General features: G+C 31.4%; 17 protein-coding genes. 9 read left to right on the plus strand and 8 right to left on the minus strand.

Going from position 1 to position 20,345, the window contains the following annotated elements:
- The 3 genes from N456_RS24530 to N456_RS24535 form a co-directional block, all read left to right on the plus strand.
- On the plus strand, positions 1-291 hold a 291-nt coding region (locus N456_RS24530), incomplete at its 5' end, for a hypothetical protein (protein WP_158447902.1).
- Positions 292-981 carry a hypothetical protein gene (locus tag N456_RS14650; RefSeq protein ID WP_062058765.1) on the plus strand — a complete coding sequence of 230 codons (690 nt, stop codon included), beginning with the start codon at positions 292-294 and terminating at the stop codon, positions 979-981. It begins immediately after the preceding gene.
- A 111-nt stretch (positions 982-1,092) separates the two neighbouring features.
- Positions 1,093-1,266, plus strand: a complete 174-nt coding sequence (locus N456_RS24535) for a hypothetical protein (protein ID WP_158447903.1) — start codon at positions 1,093-1,095, stop codon at positions 1,264-1,266.
- Between the two features lie 116 nt (positions 1,267-1,382).
- Here N456_RS24535 and N456_RS14655 read toward each other — a convergent pair whose 3' ends face one another.
- The 4 genes from N456_RS14655 to N456_RS14670 form a co-directional block, all read right to left on the minus strand.
- On the minus strand, positions 1,383-2,375 hold the full coding sequence (locus N456_RS14655) for a Gfo/Idh/MocA family protein (protein WP_062058767.1): 993 nt from the start codon (positions 2,373-2,375) through the stop codon (positions 1,383-1,385).
- Between the two features lie 14 nt (positions 2,376-2,389).
- A complete protein-coding gene (locus N456_RS14660; RefSeq protein WP_062058769.1) occupies positions 2,390-2,668 on the minus strand; it encodes a hypothetical protein in 279 nt (92 codons plus the stop codon).
- A gap of 7 nt (positions 2,669-2,675) precedes the next feature.
- Positions 2,676-3,251 (minus strand): sugar O-acetyltransferase, encoded by a 576-nt coding sequence (locus tag N456_RS14665; RefSeq protein WP_062058772.1) that lies wholly within the window; start codon positions 3,249-3,251, stop codon positions 2,676-2,678.
- A 348-nt stretch (positions 3,252-3,599) separates the two neighbouring features.
- Positions 3,600-4,163, minus strand: a complete 564-nt coding sequence (locus N456_RS14670; protein WP_062058775.1) for a Crp/Fnr family transcriptional regulator — start codon at positions 4,161-4,163, stop codon at positions 3,600-3,602.
- Between the two features lie 342 nt (positions 4,164-4,505).
- Here N456_RS14670 and N456_RS14675 point away from each other — a divergent pair, with 342 nt between their 5' ends.
- Both N456_RS14675 and N456_RS14680 read left to right on the plus strand, forming a co-directional pair.
- Positions 4,506-6,596, plus strand: coding sequence for a T9SS type A sorting domain-containing protein (locus tag N456_RS14675; RefSeq protein ID WP_062058778.1), 2,091 nt, complete (start codon positions 4,506-4,508; stop codon positions 6,594-6,596).
- Positions 6,597-7,114: 518 nt separating this feature from the next.
- A complete protein-coding gene (locus N456_RS14680; RefSeq protein ID WP_148639339.1) occupies positions 7,115-7,843 on the plus strand; it encodes a hypothetical protein in 729 nt (242 codons plus the stop codon).
- Between the two features lie 160 nt (positions 7,844-8,003).
- Here the strand turns inward: N456_RS14680 and N456_RS14685 are convergent, their stop codons facing one another.
- Together N456_RS14685 and N456_RS14690 are read right to left on the minus strand one after the other, a co-directional pair.
- On the minus strand, positions 8,004-11,216 hold the full coding sequence (locus N456_RS14685) for a VPS10 domain-containing protein (protein ID WP_062058784.1): 3,213 nt from the start codon (positions 11,214-11,216) through the stop codon (positions 8,004-8,006).
- Between the two features lie 19 nt (positions 11,217-11,235).
- A complete protein-coding gene (locus tag N456_RS14690; protein WP_062058787.1) occupies positions 11,236-12,018 on the minus strand; it encodes an MBL fold metallo-hydrolase in 783 nt (260 codons plus the stop codon).
- Between the two features lie 99 nt (positions 12,019-12,117).
- On the opposite strand from N456_RS14690, the gene N456_RS14695 reads away from it, so the two are divergent.
- Positions 12,118-12,351 (plus strand): hypothetical protein, encoded by a 234-nt coding sequence (locus tag N456_RS14695; protein WP_062058790.1) that lies wholly within the window; start codon positions 12,118-12,120, stop codon positions 12,349-12,351.
- 6 nt (positions 12,352-12,357) lie between these two features.
- Here N456_RS14695 and N456_RS14700 read toward each other — a convergent pair whose 3' ends face one another.
- Positions 12,358-12,714 carry a hypothetical protein gene (locus N456_RS14700; RefSeq protein WP_062058793.1) on the minus strand — a complete coding sequence of 119 codons (357 nt, stop codon included), beginning with the start codon at positions 12,712-12,714 and terminating at the stop codon, positions 12,358-12,360.
- A 312-nt stretch (positions 12,715-13,026) separates the two neighbouring features.
- Positions 13,027-14,496 carry a M28 family peptidase gene (locus N456_RS14705; protein ID WP_062058797.1) on the minus strand — a complete coding sequence of 490 codons (1,470 nt, stop codon included), beginning with the start codon at positions 14,494-14,496 and terminating at the stop codon, positions 13,027-13,029.
- 310 nt (positions 14,497-14,806) lie between these two features.
- On the opposite strand from N456_RS14705, the gene N456_RS14710 reads away from it, so the two are divergent.
- The 3 genes from N456_RS14710 (at position 14,807) to N456_RS14720 (ending at position 20,316) form a co-directional block, all read left to right on the plus strand.
- Positions 14,807-15,937, plus strand: coding sequence for a vWA domain-containing protein (locus N456_RS14710; RefSeq protein WP_062058800.1), 1,131 nt, complete (start codon positions 14,807-14,809; stop codon positions 15,935-15,937).
- Positions 15,938-15,971: 34 nt separating this feature from the next.
- Positions 15,972-17,435, plus strand: a complete 1,464-nt coding sequence (locus N456_RS14715) for a hypothetical protein (RefSeq protein WP_062058803.1) — start codon at positions 15,972-15,974, stop codon at positions 17,433-17,435.
- 226 nt (positions 17,436-17,661) lie between these two features.
- Positions 17,662-20,316, plus strand: a complete 2,655-nt coding sequence (locus N456_RS14720) for a T9SS type A sorting domain-containing protein (RefSeq protein ID WP_082422550.1) — start codon at positions 17,662-17,664, stop codon at positions 20,314-20,316.
- The last annotated feature ends 29 nt before the right edge of the window (positions 20,317-20,345 follow it).

The following is a 20,345-nucleotide window of genomic DNA, read 5'->3' on the forward strand; positions in this document are numbered from 1 at the left end:
AAAGTAATCGATCACGAAAAAGGATATACCATCTGTTGGGCAGAGGCAATCGAGATTGTAAAAGATGAGTTAAAAGAACAATTAGCCCAATACGATTCTGTAAATTATGTATTACAGCGTCCAGACCTTAATAGAACGCCCGATGCCCCAGCGATATGGTCTGTAGGAATTGCACCTATACCAGATGATAATAACTTAGAAACCATCTATCATAAAATAGATGGAGTAACAGGCAAATATTTAGGAAAATATACCGTACGGATGGTACATGATTTAGATGACGATAACTAAATGAAAACACTTATAAGTACAGTACTTCTACTATGTACACTTACTGTAGTATGCCAAAGTACTAAAGCATTGATTAAGAATGATGATTTATGCGGATTTGATGACCCTATATTTACGATATCGGATGATGAAAAAGCATTTGATGTAGAAAAATATAGAGAACAACTAAAAAAAGGAGATAATATAATTATTCAGGATAATAGCGTCTACAAAAATATTATATATCAATGGAATCATAATAATAGAATAACAAATAAACAGACCGACAGACCGACAGGCATACAAAAATTAATTAAGTATAATAAAAACGGAAAAATCTTATTTTCTTATTTCTTATATCTTAAAGGAAATATAAAAATAGGTAAAGAAACAGATTACGATACTTTAGGCAATATCTCTAAAGTAATCGATCACGAAAAAGGATATACCATCTGTTGGGCACAGGCAATCGAGATTGTAAAAGATGAGTTAAAAGAACAATTAGCCCAATACGATTCTGTAAATTATGTATTACAGCGTCCAGACCTTAATAGAACGCCCGATGCCCCAGCGATATGGTCTGTAGGAATTGCACCTATACCAGATGATAATAACTTAGAAACCATCTATCATAAAATAGATGGAGTAACAGGTAAATATTTAGGAAAATATACCGTACGGATGGTACATGATTTAGATGACGATAACTAAATGAAAACACTTATAAGTACAGTACTTCTATTATGTACACTTACTGTAGTATGCTAAAGCAGTAAGTCAATTATTAAAGATGATTTATGTGGATTCAATGATCCTATATTTATGATATCAGATGATGAAAAAACGTTTGATGTAGAAAAATATAGAGAACAACTAAAAAAAGGAGATAATATAATTATTCAGGATAATAGCGTCTACAAAAATATTATATATCAATGGAATCATAATAATAGAATAACAAATAAACAGACCGACAGGCATACAAAAATTAATTAAGTATAATAAAAACGGAAAAATCTTATTTACTTATTTTTTATATTAAAAATAAAACAAAGGAGTACTAAGTTTTAAAGCTTAATACTCTCTTTGTTTACAAAAAAACTTCACTAATACTAGTTGTAGATATGATGATCTACAACAACCCAATTACCAGTGTCTTTAGATTTTTCTGTAGCCATACCAATAGCTTGTAACTCTGCTACCAAATTAGGATTAGCAAAACTTGGTTTCCCACTCTCTACTGCGTCTAAAAAATGAGTGACTGATTCTCGCATTCCTGGCCAATCAGCATAGGGTTGTAATGCTGGGAAATAGGCTGTCATATTTTTTTCCTTAGTTCTTAGTGTTAATTTGCCTGTTAATATATCTATTAAAATATCCCCTTCACTTCCAATAATCTCTACCGTAATAGTTAGTTTATCAATACTATCGATATGTACTTTTAGTTCTCCCCAAATACCATTATAATCAAAGAGACCAGTACTTCGATTTTGTCTTCTTCCACTAACGCCATAACCATCCATAATACATACTCTATTAGGAGTTGCATCTACTAATATATTTAGTACATGCACATACCAAAGGGATAAACGGTTAATGGTATTGATATCCTGATCGGGTTCTGTAGCCCAATTAGATCTTAGATCAATCGTTACTGTTTGTACATCTCCAATAGTTTTATGTTTTATAAACTCAGCAGCTTTTGATACTACAGGGATTAATCCTAGTTCTAAGTCAGCATGTGTGATCTGTGATGCATTCTTTAATTTATGCAATACTTTAGGAATTAGATCTCTGGTATGCCCAATCGGGGGTTCATAAAAAATAGCTTTATCAGAGTCTAATGCGTCTAATACAATTTGTCCATGTAATGCATCAGGTACCGCAATTAGTACCGCATCGATTGATGGATCGTTTAATAGCTCTTTATAATTAGTGTAAATTGCTATAGTATCTCCAAACTGAGATTGTATAGCAGCAATGGTAGCATCGCTTTTTGCCGAAATAGCAACAATTGTCGCTCTTCCGTCATTTGTAATAGCTGGGATGTAGGCATTTTTTACCCATTTGCCATATCCTATGATTCCAATTTTTATAGTAGACATACTTTTTTTATTTTTTATTTTTTTTTAAACACGATAATACATAAACCAATTTGTAGTACTAAGGCTATGCTATTGGTAATAGAAAGCGCTATTGCTTCTACTCTAATTCCATACACAGCCCAAAACAAATAAACAAATACCCAACCAATAACATATCCTAATGAGAGACTGCTCTGGTTGTTTGATTTATACTCTTTAAAGATTTGGATAGCAGTAATAACACACACAAAAAGACCAAATAGTAATCCTAATATTTCAAATACTGATTTAGGGATAGATTGTAGAAAATCCATAGTATACTTATATATTTTTTATAACCGTACATGGATTCCCAAAAGCTAGAGTATTATCTGGGATGTCTTTGGTTACCACAGATCCCGCACCTATAGTAACATTATCCCCTATAGTAACACCAGGTAATATAATACTGTTTCCACCAATCCATACATTATCACCAATGACTACAGGGCTAGTCGATGTGGTATATGGTGCAATCCCAGAATCAGATACTCGATCAGAGGCTTTTAAAGGATGTTTAGCGGTATATATCTGTACGAATGGAGCAATTAATCCATTTTTACCAATGGTTATGGTATTATCATCAATAAACATACAATTGGTATTGATTAAGGTATTTTTTCCGATAGAAATATGTACTCCATAATCACATAAAAAAGGAGGTTCAATCCATACACCATCTCCTACATCACCTAATAAACTAGTAAGGGCTTCTTTTTTTCCTACAGTATCGGTAGAATCTAAAGAATTAAAGACGGTCATTAATTTTCTTGCTTTATGATACATTTGTATCAATTCAGGATCTCGGGTATCATATAATTCGCCAGCAAGCATTTTTTCTTTTTCGGTTTTTTGCATACGTTCCTATTGTTAAAATTGGATGATCAATATGATTTAGTTAAAGATAAGGTTTAAAGCTTTTTGCCACATTACGCTTTTTAAAGAGCCTTTAGAACTTATTTTTTTTAGATATACCAGACAAGCTCAGGTGAATTGCTGATGCTATTTCTTATATGAAATGACGCTATAAAATTGTTTCTTATGTACTGAAGAATAGCACATAAATAACTTAATTTTCTTTACAGTAATCTCAAATAATAACAGGTATAAAAATGTAACTTAATGATATTAATATTCTAATGTAAATACTGATGATACAAAATTACCTTAAGTTCTATCAGAATCTTTTTTACCTATGTTAAAAAATCACGCATTAGCTCTTAACCTACTTAATGTAACCTGAGTGACACCTAAAAAAGAAGCGATATATCCTAGTTTTACACGTTTAAATAAATCAGATTTTTGCTCTGTAAAAGTTGTATAACGCTCTTTGGCAGATTGAGTTGCTAGAGCAATATGGCGTAATTCTAAATCTAGAAATGCTTTTTGATGAACTATTCTAGACCAATTGGCAATTTCTATATTGGTTTCATATAGTAGATTTAATTCATGTACAGGAATAGCATATAATATCGAATCCTCTAATAGATTTACATGTTCAAAACCAGGTTTGTTCTCATAACAGCTTAGCATAGAGAATGCCAATTCTCCTTCTTTACTAAACCATGTAGTTGCTTCTTCTCCATCAATCATACAATAGGATCTAGTTAGTCCTTTTTCTATAAAGTAGTAATTCTTATCGACCACTCCACTTTTAATAAGGACATGTTTTTTAGGGAAGTGTAATAGTGTCATTTTACTTGTTAATGCTTCTATAGATGCATCGCTTACAGCGTACATGCTTTTTATACTAGATATAATTGTTTTCAAACTATTGAGATATAATTCTTGTTCTTTTCAAAAATAAGGATTTAGGATGGATTTATTTCTTAAAAAGTAATCTCGAAAATATCTTATTTTCTTAAGCAAAAGAATCATGAAATTTACTATCCGAAGTGATTTTTCATGTTTTTCCGTAAAAAGATTATGGTAGATTAGTGGAGTATATAATGGACGAAAGTAATATAACAAATAGTTATGGGATCTTTTTTGAAGGAGCGGTTTAAGTTTGTAACTTGGTGATACACAAACTATTTTGGTTTTTTACTGAGGAAGGTTTATGGGGCCAGAATCATAACAAGGTAAAGAGTCAAAAACTTAAAACCACATAAAATGAAACGTATTTTAATAATTGTTATTACCTTTTTTACGGTAATAAGTTTCGCACAAACTCAACAACTAAAGCCCAGTGAACTAGTAGCCCAAGAAAAATCTTTGGGATCAGATTTTGAAAACATTCAACTTTTTACTGCTATTGGTCAACAAAAAAATAGTGTACAAGTTCCTAACGGATTAAAGGATTATACGCTATTTTCAGTAGATCAGAGTGCAATGAGGTCTCTACGAGGTAATTTTCCAAAGACAATGAGTCTAGATATGCCAGGGCAGAAATCAGCAGTATCATTAGATCTTGTAAAAGTAACTATTACAACAGATGATTTTTCTGCAACAGAGATGCCATCAGGCAGAGCATTATCAAATAATGCTATAGTACACTATAGAGGAGTAGTAAAAGGAGCGTCTAATTCTCTTGTCGCAATTAGTTTTTATAATGGAAAAATGTCTGGTTTTATTAGTACCGAAAACCAACAAGGTAATATGGTTGTAGGTCCTACGGACGACGGTAAGCGACATATTATATATAAAGACAAAGAAGTTAGTTATTTATACGACTTTGCCTGCGAGGTAGAAGATACTATGGAAGGAGGGTATACTATGGAAGAGTTATCGGATAACTCTCAGAGTCGTGTAGCTACAAAATGTCCTCGAGTATTTTTTGATATTGGAACCGATGTTGTGCGTGATAAAGGAGGGGCTCAACAGGCTTCTAATTATATCGAAGCAGTATTTAATCAAGTAGCTGCCTTATATGCTAATGATCAGATATCGATCAAATTATCGGGTACAAAAGCATGGAGTTCTAATCAGCCGTTTAGTAGTAATCTAAATAGCTATATTAATTATAGAAATGGATCAGCAGGTCTTAATGGAGATTTAGGGCATTTTGTAACCTATGGTTATAGTGGAGGATTAGCCGGAGGAATTGGAACGCTATGTAATTCATCAAGAAACTATGCAATTTCTGGTATCAAAGGTAGTTACCAAAACATACCTACCTATTCTTTTGATGTATTTTTAATATCTCATGAGTTAGGGCATAATGTAGGATCTAGACATACACATGCATGTGTATGGAATGGTAATAATACTGCGATAGATGGTTGTGCAGGTCGTGTAGAAGGAAATTGTGCACTACCAGGAAACCCTTCTGGTGGAGGTACTATTATGAGTTATTGTCCTAATACAAGTGTAGGAGTCAATTTTAATAAAGGGTTTGGTTCTCAGCCACGTAATGTAATCCGTAACTATATTGCTAGATCTAGTTGCTTACAGACATGTGATGGTGGTGGATGTAATACAGGTGATGCTGTATCAGTTACATTTACTAATAATACCAATTGTACCTTAGAGTATTATCAGAATAACTCTTTAAAAGGATCTGCTAATGCAGGAGGTTCATATAGAGCAAATACTACAATAGGGAGTAAATGGGAAGCAAAGAAAGCTTCTGGAGCTACAGTAGATAACTTTACTATTGTATGTAATCAAACGACCTATAATTCTACAGGAAATTGTAGTAGCACTGGTGGTAATTGTGATGGAGTAGATCCATATGTACCAGGTAGAACATACAATGTAGGTGATCGAGTAACATATAATGGATCTCTATATGAAAGAGCTGCTACTGGATGGACAAATTTAGGACCTTGTACTACGAGTGATCCTTGTGCAGGAGTACAACCATATGTGCCTGGTAGAGCATACAGAGTAGGTGATCGAGTAACATATAATGGATCTCTATATGAAAGAACTGCTACTGGATGGAATAATTTAGGACGCTGTGGAGCATTTGCTACTTTCAAAAAAGATAAGTTAACTGATTTATCTGATTTTATAGTGTATCCTAATCCTGCAAAAGAAATATTAAATCTAGAGGTTAGTAATTTAGATTCTTCTTCTTCTTCGCAAGTTATTATTAAGGATATGAATGGAAGAACATTAGAGCTTATAGATTTAAAAGCATCTCCAGGAGAAATTGTAATGAAAAAAGCGATAAACATTAGTAAATTATCTACTGGGGTCTATTTTGTACAAGTAACAGCTGGTACTAAGACATTTATTCAAAAGATTTTTGTAAAATAATCTTTAAGAAATCACATAACTTGGCCCTATTAAGGCTACCATCTAGGTAGCCTTTTTTTAGTACTCATACTGTTTCTATGGAGGTATAGATTTATCAGAGTATCAAAAAAGAGAAGTCAATATTTTTATATAGTTCACCCTCAATCAGGGGTGTTAGACAAACAGATGTTAACTAAGGTTGGAAAAAGACTTATTTGTATTACGAATATACTTTTTAGATTTAGAATCTGCGTTTGCTTAATCATATTGGTTATAGGATTTTAAAATCAATGAAAAAATATGAACCCAAAAGAGAATCTTGCAAAACTTAAGCTCGAGTTACCCGAAATATCTACACTAGGAGGAAGTTACGTTTCTGTTGAGTTCTCAATATTTGTTTCTAGATCAAAAAATAAAAATAAGATTCATTAAAAGAATTAAAAAACAAATCAATAAATTTGAGATTAAACCTGAAACTCTCGATTTCTCAAAATCCTGATTTTCAATAATTAAATTTAATGTTAGTCGAGATAAAAAAAATGAGGAGACTTAAAATTCTAATTCTAACGATCCTTTTTAGTAGTACTCTTTTTGGACAAATAAGTGATAATTATTCAGATAAATTATTATCAACCTCATTTAAAGCATATGGTGCAGTAGATTCTAGGTTTGGCTATGCTATGTATCCATTTATAAAAGAAAGATTCCTAGAACACTTAAAAGATTCATCTAGTTTTTCTAATCCTTATGATAGTTTATCTAAGTATATAGATATACGACATTCTTTAGATGGTTTAGCCAAAACATATTCATGGCGTGTAAGAGATTCAGGTTGTTGTTATGCTTCAGAAACATATCTTCAGTATAAAACAGAATCTGGCGCCATAAAATATGTAGACTTAAAAAAAATAGGGAATGAAGGAGGAGATATATTTATTACGGATTTACAAATGATAAAAATTAAGAGTAAACCTTATTACCTAATTCTAGGTTGGGGGACTTGTTGTGGAGGTAAGCATTATACTACTGTAAAAGTATACGAAATAAAGGATGGCTCTCTACATAAAAGTAAATCCATATTTAATGGTGAGGATGATATCTATATTGGTGCAAACAGAGGTCAAAAAATGGAATTAAAATATCTTCCAGAGGAAAAAATTTTATCCTATAACAGTTACAAGCTTAAAGAAGAAATTGGTTTTTATGAAAGAGAGAAAAAACTTGTAAAGTGGAAATTGACAAAGCAAGGATTTAAAAAAATGAAGTAATACATACTATCACTAATACAGACTTTTGGGGTAAAACCAAAAGTCTGTTTCAATAATAGAGTCTGCTTCTTTTTTTCTTGTATACAAGAGTAGAGAAGGAGTAAGTCTAAATCTAAATTAAGTATGATTAATTATTTCATAAATAGACACTGTTTATTGATTACTCTAATTTAAAGTTTTGTGTTTTCTTAAAAGTAGAAATGTCTATTTTTTCAACATCTTCTTGATAAGATTTCCAGTCATCATTAAAGAAAGCATTGGTTTTTTGTAAAGCAATACTTATAGCATCTTTAGTTTGTTTTATTAAAGTATTTTCTGTGGTGGTTAATCCAGTCTGACGACTGCTTACATAACGTTTAGTATTCTGTAATCGTTGTATAATAGTGACTTTCGGGTTTCTAGTGATTCCCTGACGTTTATCCTCTTTACCAATATAAATAGTAATTATACTATCGATTTTCTTAGAGATGTTTTTAGATAATTTGATCTGATCTTTATATTTCTTTTTATCTAACTCTTTAAACTCTTTCTGATATTTTAAAGCAATATTTTTACTTTCTACTAATTGTCGTACAGCATCCGCTGTAGTTTGTTTCATTTTTTCTAATTTTTTTGAAGCAGTATAAATTTCGTTTATATTTTTTGGAGATACAGATAATCTTGGATCAGACTGTACTTCTATTATAGTTTCAGACTTTTGATTACCATATTCTAATACTCCTTTATATTTCCCAGGTTTTACAGATATTCCTCCTGATTCTTTATCTTGTTTTTGGATTTTTCTGTACGGTTTATCTGCTCCTTTCTCATCCATAGCCCATTTTATTTTATATAAACCTGTAGAATCAGGAGTTTTTTCTTTTAGTGTTCTGATTAAACGGTCTCCATCATAAATTTTTAGACGAATAGAATCCCATTTTGGGGTAGCTTCTTTTTTTTCGTCATCTATAGTATCATCGTCGGTGTTTTTTTCTTTAGTAAGAGTTTCTTTTTTCTTTTCTTCTACCTGGATATAATATGATATAAGTGCACCATAATCTCGGTTATCACCATTGTATAAAGCATCTCCTCCAAAACGGCTACCAGTGGGTTGTTGTAAGGCTGCTTGATATGCTATTGGTGGATCAAAAAGCTGTAATTTTTGGTTTAAAATACTATTAGTTTTTGCAATAGCTCTTAATGGTCGAATATCATCTAATACCCATGCTGCTCTACCAAAGGTACCAATGATTAAATCATGCTCTCTGGGATGTATAATTAGATCTTTTACAGAAACTGTAGGAAACCCTTTAGTCCATTTAGTCCAATTATTTCCGGCATTAAGTGATATGTATAATCCGTCATCTGTACCTAAGAAAAGCAGATTCTTTTCTATAGGATCTTCAATAATACTTAATGTATAGCTTTTTACATCGTTTTGATCAACAATACGTTGCCATGTTTCTCCATAATCAGTAGTTCTAAAAGCGTAAGGGGTGTAATTAAATCTTCTATAATCATTAGCTACTAGTAGCGCTTCTCCTTTCTTTTTATTTGAAGCTTTAATTTGTACAATCCAACTCCCTTTGGGCAATCCTTTTATATTGGTAGATACGTCGGTCCAATTGGTTCCTCCATTTTTAGTAACATGTATACGCCCATCATCTGTACCTACCCATAGCATATTTTGTTCTAGTGGTGAGGGTTCGACTACTAAGATCGTACAGTAATTTTCTGCTCCTGTGGCATCTATAGTTAATCCTCCGCTGTCACTTTGTTTTTGTTTTTCTGGATCATTGGTGGTTAGATCAGGAGAAATAACCTTCCATGTTAATCCTTTGTCAGTACTTTTATGAACATATTGACTTCCAAAATATATAGTAGCAGTATCAAAAGGATCAATATTGATTGCAGCATTCCAGTTAAAACGTAATTTTATTTTTGGATCAGGATGTGTAGGGCGAACGGTATAATTGTTTCCAGTCATCCAGTCATATCTACTTACATATCCTTGCTGACTCATAGACCATCCATATCTGGAATCATCTTTGTCTGGTACTACATCAAATCCATCACCAAATGATATTTCTTGCCAGTAAGAGTTTCGTATTCCCTGAGCTCTCCAGACATATGCAGGCCCTCTCCAACTACCATTATCTTGCATTCCTCCATATACATTATATGGAAATTCATTATCTATACTAATGTGATAGAATTGTGCAACAGGAAGATTACCAATAAATCGCCAATTTTTTCCTCCGTCTCTAGTAATATTTAACCCTCCATCATTACCATCAATCATATAGTTTCCATTAGTTGGATGAATCCACCATGCATGATGATCAGGATGTATACCGTTGTTTACACCATAGGCGGGCATCAATTGAGAGAAATTTTTACCACCATCTTCAGAAACATTTACGTAGGTAAATACAGAATATACTCTATTTTCATTTAAGGGGTCTACAAATATATCAGAGTAATAAAAAGGGCGATTTCCGATATCATTTTTGTCATTAATTTTTTTCCATGTAAACCCTCCGTCATTAGATTTATATAGCGCATTCTTTTTAGCTTCGATTAGTGCATAAATAATGTTAGGTTTACTAGGAGCTATAGCTAATCCAATTCTACCTAGATTTCCTTTAGGGAGTCCATCTAAGTCAGTACGTTTTTTCCAGTTTTTTCCTCCATCATAAGTGATATAAAGACCAGAACCTTTACCTCCGGATTTAAAAAACCAAGGATCACGTTTATGTTCCCATAGTGCAGCCACTAATTTATTAGGGTTTGAAGGATCCATTACAAGATCAGCAGCTCCTGTTTTAGTATTGCTAAATAGAATTTTTGTCCAAGTGGTACCTCCGTCGATTGTTTTAAAAACCCCTCTTTCAGGGTGCTCTCCCCATGGCGAACCAATTGCTGCAACGTAAATAATATTGGGATTAGTTGGGTCAATAATAATTTTATGAATATGACGCGTTTTTTCTAATCCCATGAGTTTCCAGTTTTTTCCTCCATCCAAGGATTTATAGATACCATATCCACCATTAAGACTATTTCTAGGATTTCCTTCTCCTGTTCCTATCCAAAGTACAGAAGGATTAGATTGTTGGATAGCCACAGCACCAATCGAAGCTGTAGTTTCATGATCAAAAATTGGTTTCCACTTAATACCTCCAGAAGTAGATTTCCAAACTCCACCAGAAGCAGTTCCAACATAAATGATATCTGGATTAGAAGTTACTACATCTATAGAAGTAACTCTACCGCTCATTCCTCCTGGACCTATATTACGTGGAGTGCCATCTTTAATAAGATCCATGGTAAATTTCTGTGCTGATATTGTAGAAATTGTACTCAGTAATAATAATAGTAAAAATTGTTTTTTCATTCTGATCGGTATGTGTTAGTTATAGGTGTATTTGTTGCTCTAGTGTTGTGAGAAAATGTATGTTTGGATATTTGTTTTTTAAATCTATAAGTTCTGTCTTTTTTATTAGAGGAGAAATGTGAGTGGCAATAACTTGTTTTGGATTGATATATTTTTTGATGAGTAGTTTACTACCATTTGATAAAAGCATCCAATAGGGGATTATTGCAATATCAATACCTTCATCAACTAGGTGTAATTGATGAAATAGATTGATTTCTTCAAACCAATCAGTATCTCCTACATGTAGAATTTTTTTATTATTTATATGTACTATATATCCTATGTTTTCTACAGATGTATGCCTTTTTCCAACATGGTTTATTTTAACTCCTGTAATCATAAAATTTTTAACAGTTACAGGTTGTTTGGTATAGTCTTTTGTTGATATCGCTACTATTCTATCTGTAAATTCAGCAAATTTGTTTATGATTTGATTTGGTCCAAAAAGGATTGCTTTTTTATGAGATTTTAAATATACTTCTGATAATTGAGGACTAAAATGATCACCATGATAGTGTGTAAATAAAATAGCATTAGGGTTCAATTCTGTATTGATTTTATGGACTACTTCTTTTGTAGGAAATAAATAGTCATCGCCGTATTTTGTATGCAGTCCATCAATAAGGATAGATGATTGTCCATCAGAAATATGGACTCCCATGTTACCTATATAAGTAATCTTTATATCTTCTTGAGAAAGACAAGAAATGCTATAAATAAAACTACTAATAAAAAATGATTTTAATACACTATAATTCATTGTCTTTTAAAACTCTAAAATAAATAAAATGAAAATGTTTAACTCTTAAAAGCTTGTTAAGGTAAAATATCATAAATTTGAAGGATTAAAAAAAGTCAAATGAAATTTATCGAACTTACGCTTAAAAACCATACAATTCTTCATGGTTATGATGCTCGAAATCAAGAAATCATAGAAGAAGTTGAAGTCGAAAATGCTTCAAAAAAATTAGTTGCAGTAGATAGGATCTTATCAGTAAGTGAAAAATTTATTTTGATTAAATATGCTTATGATAGAATTATATATTGGGAGTATATGGAGGATTATGATACGATAAAGAAAATACTGATGTAATAGTTATTACATAATTTTTGAGTTATCACTATTTCGCGCAGAAATAAGCTTAAAGTTTTTATCAACTTTTAGAATGATTATTTTACCAGTTTGTAGGTTAACCATTTTCCATCTAAATCCATATGATGTTTCAAAAATAGCAGATCTTGCCATTTTTCTTAAATCTATTTCATCTATATTTTCAACGATTTGATTCGCCAAAAGATCAAATCCTCTTTCTTTGACTTCCTGAGTAGAAAGTTTGCGGTCACGAGGATTTTGATTGTATTCTATTATGAATGTATTTGTAGAATCCTGAATGTTAATTATGGAGTATGCAAAAAATGTAGAAAATAAGAGAAATAGGAGTACATGTTTTTTCATCATCTTACGATTTTGAGAATCACATAATACTTTAATCTATTGTAGTAGTATGCAATTATATTAGGTTTACATTTGTAGCCATGCGTATTTGCTATACTTTAACAATTATCTTTATAAATAGGGGTTTTACAAAAATAAGATATAAATATTCTACTTGTATAATTGTATCGTTAAAAAAAGCATAAATATTTAGAGAATATATATGCTTTTTTCGTTTTTATGTTTTTAAATTAAAGAATACTTTATAAAAAGTTAATTTAACTAAGAATTCTTTTGTAAACTTAAGATGATAGTTTAGGGTACTATTTTGGGTTATTTTTGATATAATTTTTTACCTGCTTCATAATATTTATCTCCTTCTATCCAAAATGGGGTTGTTGGATTATTAGCAATATTTCTACAAGCTAAAACATAGGATTTAAAAAATTTGAATAAATATTCATAATCGAGAGTATCTGGGTTATCAGTAACTTGATGATAATATTTGGTTATTTCATCATCAAAAGCGGTAAATCCCATGCTAAAGGTAGGAGCAGGGATTCCTTTTATGGCAAAATGTACATTATCAGATCTATCGAACAATCCTTGTTCGGGAGCAGGGTCATCAATAGCCGTTAATCCAAATTTTGCAGCAGCATCTACAATATCTTTTTGCGCTGTTGTTCTGTTTAAACCAATTATAGTTGCTTTTGTAGTATCATTGTATCCTCCATTATCACTATTAAAACAATATATCATTTGGTGTAATGGAAATACGGGATGGTTTACATACCACTTACTTCCTAAAAGTCCTTTTTCTTCTCCTGTAAAAAGAATAAATAGTGCTGATCTTTTGGTAGGATATTTTGCAATATTCTTTGCTGCAGATAATACAGTTACGGTTCCTACAGCATTATCTCTGGCACCATTATATATAGAATCATTTTCTACAGCCGTACCAATACCTACATGATCATAATGAGCAGAGTAGATGATGTATTCATTTTTTAGTTTAGGGTCAGATCCTTCAACATAGCCGATTACGTTTTGAGAAGCAATTGCACTTTCTTTAATTCCTTTAATTGTAATATTGATATCTGCTTCTAGATTTTCTATAAAGAGTTTACTGATCTCTTCTTTTGTATCATTAACCCATGAATAAGAAAAACCATCATTATCTTTTTTTTGCCCTGAGATATTCATTTTATCTCCATTAAAATAATGTTCCATTTTTACCCAAGTAGGCTCATCAATAGTAGAGATCTCTACCATACCAATAGCACCGTTTTGTTTAGCTAATTTCATCTTTTCTTTAGTTTTAGAAAGAGCAGCTCTGAGGTCTTTATTTTCTTTGGTACCGATAATAGAAATTACGTATTTTCCTTTTACATTATTATTTTTATAATCCTCTTCTAATCCATAATTGACGAATACAGCTTTTCCCTTATAATTAGTGTTTTCTGTTGTAATCATTAGGATATTATTAGACAATATGTTTTCTGTTTTAAATTCAGTTTTTGTAGCTCTAGATGTTTTTTGTAGGGTTACTTTCTGAAAGTAACTATTGACTTTGGGTATTGGTTTTACGCCATAGCCTCTTAACATATTGGCTAAATACTGAGCTGCAATTTTGTTTTCAGGACTTCCAGTTTGTCTGCCCTTTAATTCATCTGAGGCTAAAAAATAGATGTGCCCTTCAATTTCATTTTTGGTAAGTGTTGATATTACTTTCTCAACGTCATCTTGTGCCGAAATGATTATAGTACAAGAAAAAGAAAAAATAAATAAAATAATTTTTTTCATAAGAGTAGAAATGTATGATAAGAATTAGATATAGTATAAGTTGGTGGTAATTTGATCTTTATCAAAGATAAGGAAAGATATTTATAGGAGGGATTTACCGTATTCTTTTTATGTCTTTATTAAGTTTTTGGTAACTCTTTTTTCCAAAACAAATGTTAAATTCTCTTTTCTTCTATAAGAGATAAGTTTTATTTTTTATAAAATAAACTACCTTTATCTTAGATTAACACTAAAACAAATAGTATACTAAAAATTGATTTTAGTATTTTAATTGAAACAATATTCTATTTGGTTTTAGAAATTTATGCTAATGAAAGAAGAGAGGAAAATAGTTAAAAAAGGCTTTGCATTTACGATATACGAAGCTCCTGAACAATCTCCTTTTGATAAGCTTTTTGATATTTTTCAGGAAGTTATTACTCATACTTCGGGAGATCTAGATGAAGCTTTAGATTGGATGAAAGAATTAGATAAGGAGTATCAACTCACAGATGAGAATTATACTTTAGATGATTTTGTCGAAGATTTAAAGAAAAAAGGATATATCAGAGAAGAGATTAAACCTGATGGTAAAGGAGGTATGTCTATTACAGCTAAAACAGAACAAGCTATTCGTAAAAGAGCATTAGACCAAATTTTTGGTAAGTTAAAAAGGAGTGGCTCAGGAAATCATAAAACTAAGTATATTGGTAAAGGCGATGAGCATTCTGGGGAGTTCCGCAAGTATCAGTATGGGGATTCTCTAGAGCGAATATCGATAACTGAGAGTCTAAAAAATGCTCAGATCAATCATGGAATTGATGGTTTACATCTTACAGAAGATGATCTTGTAGTAGAAGAAACTCAGTTTAAAGCTCAGATGAGTACTGTATTAATGATTGATATTAGCCATAGTATGATATTATATGGGGAAGATCGTATCACACCAGCCAAAAAAGTAGCAATGGCATTAGCAGAATTAATTACTACGCGATATCCTAAGGATACATTAGAGATATTAGTTTTTGGTAATGATGCATGGCCTATTGCAATTAAAGATTTGCCATATTTACAAGTAGGTCCATATCATACGAATACGGTAGCAGGTTTACAATTAGCTATGGATATGCTGCGTAGAAAAAGGAATACAAATAAGCAAATTTTTATGATTACTGATGGTAAACCTAGCTGTTTAAGAATGTCAGACGGTCAATACTATAAAAATAGTAATGGATTAGATTATCATATTGTAAATAAATGTTATATGATGGCACAACAAGCAAGAAAATTGCATATCCCTATAACTACTTTTATGATTGCACAAGATCCTTATTTGATGCAATTTGTAAGAGAATTTACCTATGCAAATCAGGGTAAAGCATTTTATACCGGTCTCAGTGGGCTGGGTGAAATGATTTTTGAAGATTACGAAACCAATAGAAAAAAAAGAATAAGAGGATAAATTAATTCTAAAATTGATTGTTAGAAATAAATATATGGAAATTTCAATACTAAAAACATTAAGGCAATTAAAAGAATCAGGGTATAAAAGCAAAACAATAAAAGATGAGCTCAGAAATAATTTAAGAATTAAGATAAGTAATAAAGAAGAAACCTTTACAGGGATTCATGGATATGAAAATACAGTTATCCCTGAGTTAGAAAGAGCGATTCTTTCTCGTCATAATATTAATTTACTAGGACTAAGAGGTCAGGCAAAAACACGTTTAGCAAGACAAATGATTACACTGTTAGATGAGTGGATTCCTGTTGTAGAAGGATCGGAAATTAATGATGATCCTTTTAATCCGATATCGCGATACGCTACTAATTTAATAAAAGAAAAAGGAGATGATACTCCTATTAGTTGGTTACATCGATCAGAGCGTTTTGTAGAGAAATTAGCAACTCCAGATGTTACAGTAGCAGATATTATTGGAGATGTAGATCCTATTAAAGCAGCTAACCTAAAATTAAGCTATGCAGATGATCGTGTGATTCATTTTGGAATGATCCCAAGAGCAAATAGAAGCATTTTTGTAATTAATGAATTACCAGATTTACAAGCGCGTATACAAGTAGCATTATTTAACATCCTACAAGAAGGCGATATCCAAATTAGAGGATTTAAACTTAGATTACCATTAGATCTGCAATTTGTATTCACAGCAAACCCAGAAGATTATACAAATAGAGGAAGTATTGTAACTCCATTAAAAGATAGAATAGGATCACAGATTTTAACACATTACCCAGAGACTATAGCAATAGCAAAAACAATAACGCAGCAAGAAGCAATGCTAGATTCTAGACAATCAGAGTCGGTTTATGTTCCTGATCTAGCTAAAGACTTATTGGAGCAAATTAGTTTTCAGGCACGAGTAAGTGAGTTTATAGATCATAAGAGTGGTATAAGTGCTAGAATGAGTATTACTGCTTACGAAAATTTATTGAGTACAGCAGAGTATAGAACTTTACAATCAGGAACTACTCATACACTATTACGATTAAGTGATTTTACAGGGATCATACCTGCAATAACAGGAAAAGTAGAATTAGTATATGAAGGAGAACAAGAAGGGGCTGCTACCGTAGCATATTCATTACTGTCTGATGCTATTAAAACACTGTTTTTAAATTATTTTCCGAAGATAGAGAAATTAGAAAAAGAAGGTTATGAAAGCCCATATCAGGAATTAATCAATTGGTTTTTTGAAGAAAGTAATTTTGAATTATTAGAGGATATATCTGATACAGAGTATAAAGAAAAGTTAGATAGAATTACACCTCTTAAAAATCTAATCAAAGAATACCAACCCAAAATTAGTGTAGAAGATTCTTATTTTATGATGGAGTTCTTATTATGGGGATTGGTAGAATATAAAAAGCTTAGTAAATACAGAATGTCTGATGGCTATAGATTTAAAGATCTTTATGGTAGTTATATAAATGACTTATAATGTAGAGACTTAAAATTAAATATAAACTTATCGAAAAAAAACCTCCGATGTTCATATGGAATATCAGAGGTTTTTTTTATTGATAAATTATTTTATTATCAAAAAACAACCCGAAAATATGTTGTTTTATACTATTTAGCTATTTTTTTTTATAGATTATCTACTTATAAATATCTTGGCGATTAACTAACAATATAAAGTATTTATATCTTTAAAACTTAACACAATGAAACACAAACTCAATTTTTTACTATTCGTATGTTTATTGTTTAATTTATCCATGTATTCTCAAACTTTTATTAGAGATTATAGTGGGGAAACAATTAACTATCAATTGAAAATGGATTTCAATCCAACATCATGGGGAGATGTCTATCTAGAAGTTGAAATGAAAAATACTGGTCAGACCGATATTAACGCCAGAAATTCTAAAATTCAATTTTTATCTGATGCAATACCAAGTCTGGTAAATTTTTCAACTAATAATGCGATCTCATACCCAAGAACGGTGAATATGACCCAATCACCAAAAGGAGACCAATATCTTAATACTATAATAATAAATCTTTCAGATGGAGCGTGGGTAGATGCAAAGTTAGCACATAATGAAAGTTTTAAGCTTAAGCTTAACTTAAAGAAAGTATCCTTAGCATACGAAGAGTTAGCAAATGCAGTTCGGTTTTATCCAGAAAATGGAGAACCTACACTATTTACAGATGTAACAACTATAATTACAGGAAATGATGCTAAAGCGGTTCTGGTTACTTATAACAATAAAGAATTTAATACTCAGATAACCAAAACAATTACTGAGACAACTACAGGTTTATTAAGAATAAACAAAGAATATCAGGTATGGGCAGATGATTTTATTTCTGGTAATAATTTATATACCAGTGCATATCCACAAACATCTCCACTATTATTTTTACCATCAGAAGCTAATAACTCGATCTCTATACCATATACTAAATCAATTATCAAAAAAGAAGATTTAACAGTTAATGTAAAAGGGCTTCCTAGTGGAGTTTCTACAGATATAGACTTAAAGAATACTGATATAGCTGATGTGGATAGAAGTGCAAAAATTGTAGATGGTAGTACTACTATTTCTGAAGTTATGGTAGGAAATTATGCTGTAACAGTTTCTTCTTATACAGATACTGCTACAGATATTATATATGTACCAAGATATACTAATACTATAACAATATCAGAAGGAAAATCTAACATCCTAAACGTTTCTTTTGTAAACTACCCTGTAAAAGAGTTTACTGTAAAAGGTTATCCTAAGTATTTATCACATGGTACTGTAACAAGTGCATCTGATGCTATTGATAATGATCTAAAAAAGACTACTTTGAGCTCATTGTTTAAATATTCAGGCTTGGATGGTGCTGGTGATAGAGGTAAAATCCCAGATATGACAGCTACTATAAATACAATTAAGCAAGCACGACGATTAGAAAGCAGTCAGGGAGGAGAAACAATAATCCCAGTAATGGTTCATTACACAGCCAATGCGAGTGGTGGTGGATCAGCAGAAGCTATAAAAGATATGACTGAGAGCCAAAACTTGTATTACCATTACAGAAACCTTATTCAGGAGATAAAAGTAATGCTAAGTTATGAAGATGCTGACCATCCTAACCCAGGTTCTTTTGTAATAAGCCCTGATCTAATTGGAGCGATTCAGCAAGATGTAGTTTTTGGACATGATCAAAATATAAGAACAATAAAAATAGAGGTTAACCAAGACATAAAAAAAGCTTTTGAGGATGAAAACTTGAGTATTGATGGTCTTCCTTCTTTTTCTGATGATTTAAAAGGATATTTTCAGTCTATTAACTTTTTGATTCATCATGTAGGAGAATGTAAGATTCCGTTCGGATATCAACAAAATGTATGGTCTGCGGGTTCTGCTCGTTGGGTATATAAAAATGCAAATGAGTATAATGACCCAGTAAGTGAAGCAATAGAGGTAGCAGATTTTATGAATGAATTAGAATTGTATACAGGTGATTGGAAACCAGATTTTATTGCTTTTGATAGATATGAACGCGATTGTTTTGGACCAGTTTCTATAAATAGCTATGCATGGACAGCAAAACATTGGGACAAATATTTAGTTTTTTGTAAAGAAATAGCAGAACGAATAGGAAATGCACCTATAATGCTATGGCAAATCCCAGGAGGACATATGCCTACTACAGATGAGAAGATAGTTAATTATGATATTGCTAACAATTCATCAGCTTCTGCGCCATATTTTATGGGAGATAGTAGAATAGGTAAAAATATAGATAAAGTTCATCCAGATCTAAAAAAGATAGCATTGACGCAGTCACATTATGCTGCTAAAAACATAGGAGAGCATTTAAAAAATGATAATGGTTATGATTGGAGTACATCTAATATGCAAAGACTAGCAGATATGAATGTTTTTAGTATTTTATGGGGGGGAGGATCTACTACAGGAGTAGCTCCTATAGGTACTAATGGTGATGATGATGGATGGTTAGCTGCAAAAATAGCAGAGTATTATAAGAAACCTGTATATAAAACTGTTTCTATAACGCCATATGAGGATGCTACATATTGCCACAATAATACATTGCCTTCTTATTCAGAAAGTAGTAAAAACGTACTCGATGTAAAGATATATCCTAGTCCTGCAGAAGATCAATTACAGATAGAAAGTTCTTTGATCAATAAAGAGTTTATTGTAACTATATATGATATGTATGGTAAAAAAATAATAGATTTTAAAAACCAAAAAATAGTAGATGTTTCTAATTTATCTAAAGGAATGTATATTATTAAACTACAATATATAGGATCTAGAGATGCTACGATTTCTAAAATATTTTATAAAAAATAAATTAATGTTCTATTTTTAAGAATTATAAT

The organism is Aquimarina longa SW024 (genome assembly GCF_001401755.1).
Taxonomy (GTDB): domain Bacteria; phylum Bacteroidota; class Bacteroidia; order Flavobacteriales; family Flavobacteriaceae; genus Aquimarina; species Aquimarina longa.

What these genes read in the sequence shown, in the direction of transcription:
- N456_RS14650 (WP_062058765.1), top strand. Translation starts at nt 292, where the DNA reads ATGAAAACACTTATAAGTACAGTACTTCTACTATGTACACTTACTGTA.
- N456_RS24535 (WP_158447903.1), top strand. Translation starts at nt 1,093, where the DNA reads ATGATATCAGATGATGAAAAAACGTTTGATGTAGAAAAATATAGAGAA.
- N456_RS14655 (WP_062058767.1), bottom strand. Translation starts at nt 2,375, where the DNA reads ATGTCTACTATAAAAATTGGAATCATAGGATATGGCAAATGGGTAAAA.
- N456_RS14660 (WP_062058769.1), bottom strand. Translation starts at nt 2,668, where the DNA reads ATGGATTTTCTACAATCTATCCCTAAATCAGTATTTGAAATATTAGGA.
- N456_RS14665 (WP_062058772.1), bottom strand. Translation starts at nt 3,251, where the DNA reads ATGCAAAAAACCGAAAAAGAAAAAATGCTTGCTGGCGAATTATATGAT.
- N456_RS14675 (WP_062058778.1), top strand. Translation starts at nt 4,506, where the DNA reads ATGAAACGTATTTTAATAATTGTTATTACCTTTTTTACGGTAATAAGT.
- N456_RS14680 (WP_148639339.1), top strand. Translation starts at nt 7,115, where the DNA reads ATGAGGAGACTTAAAATTCTAATTCTAACGATCCTTTTTAGTAGTACT.
- N456_RS14685 (WP_062058784.1), bottom strand. Translation starts at nt 11,216, where the DNA reads ATGAAAAAACAATTTTTACTATTATTATTACTGAGTACAATTTCTACA.
- N456_RS14690 (WP_062058787.1), bottom strand. Translation starts at nt 12,018, where the DNA reads ATGAATTATAGTGTATTAAAATCATTTTTTATTAGTAGTTTTATTTAT.
- N456_RS14695 (WP_062058790.1), top strand. Translation starts at nt 12,118, where the DNA reads ATGAAATTTATCGAACTTACGCTTAAAAACCATACAATTCTTCATGGT.
- N456_RS14700 (WP_062058793.1), bottom strand. Translation starts at nt 12,714, where the DNA reads ATGAAAAAACATGTACTCCTATTTCTCTTATTTTCTACATTTTTTGCA.
- N456_RS14705 (WP_062058797.1), bottom strand. Translation starts at nt 14,496, where the DNA reads ATGAAAAAAATTATTTTATTTATTTTTTCTTTTTCTTGTACTATAATC.
- N456_RS14710 (WP_062058800.1), top strand. Translation starts at nt 14,807, where the DNA reads ATGAAAGAAGAGAGGAAAATAGTTAAAAAAGGCTTTGCATTTACGATA.
- N456_RS14715 (WP_062058803.1), top strand. Translation starts at nt 15,972, where the DNA reads ATGGAAATTTCAATACTAAAAACATTAAGGCAATTAAAAGAATCAGGG.
- N456_RS14720 (WP_082422550.1), top strand. Translation starts at nt 17,662, where the DNA reads ATGAAACACAAACTCAATTTTTTACTATTCGTATGTTTATTGTTTAAT.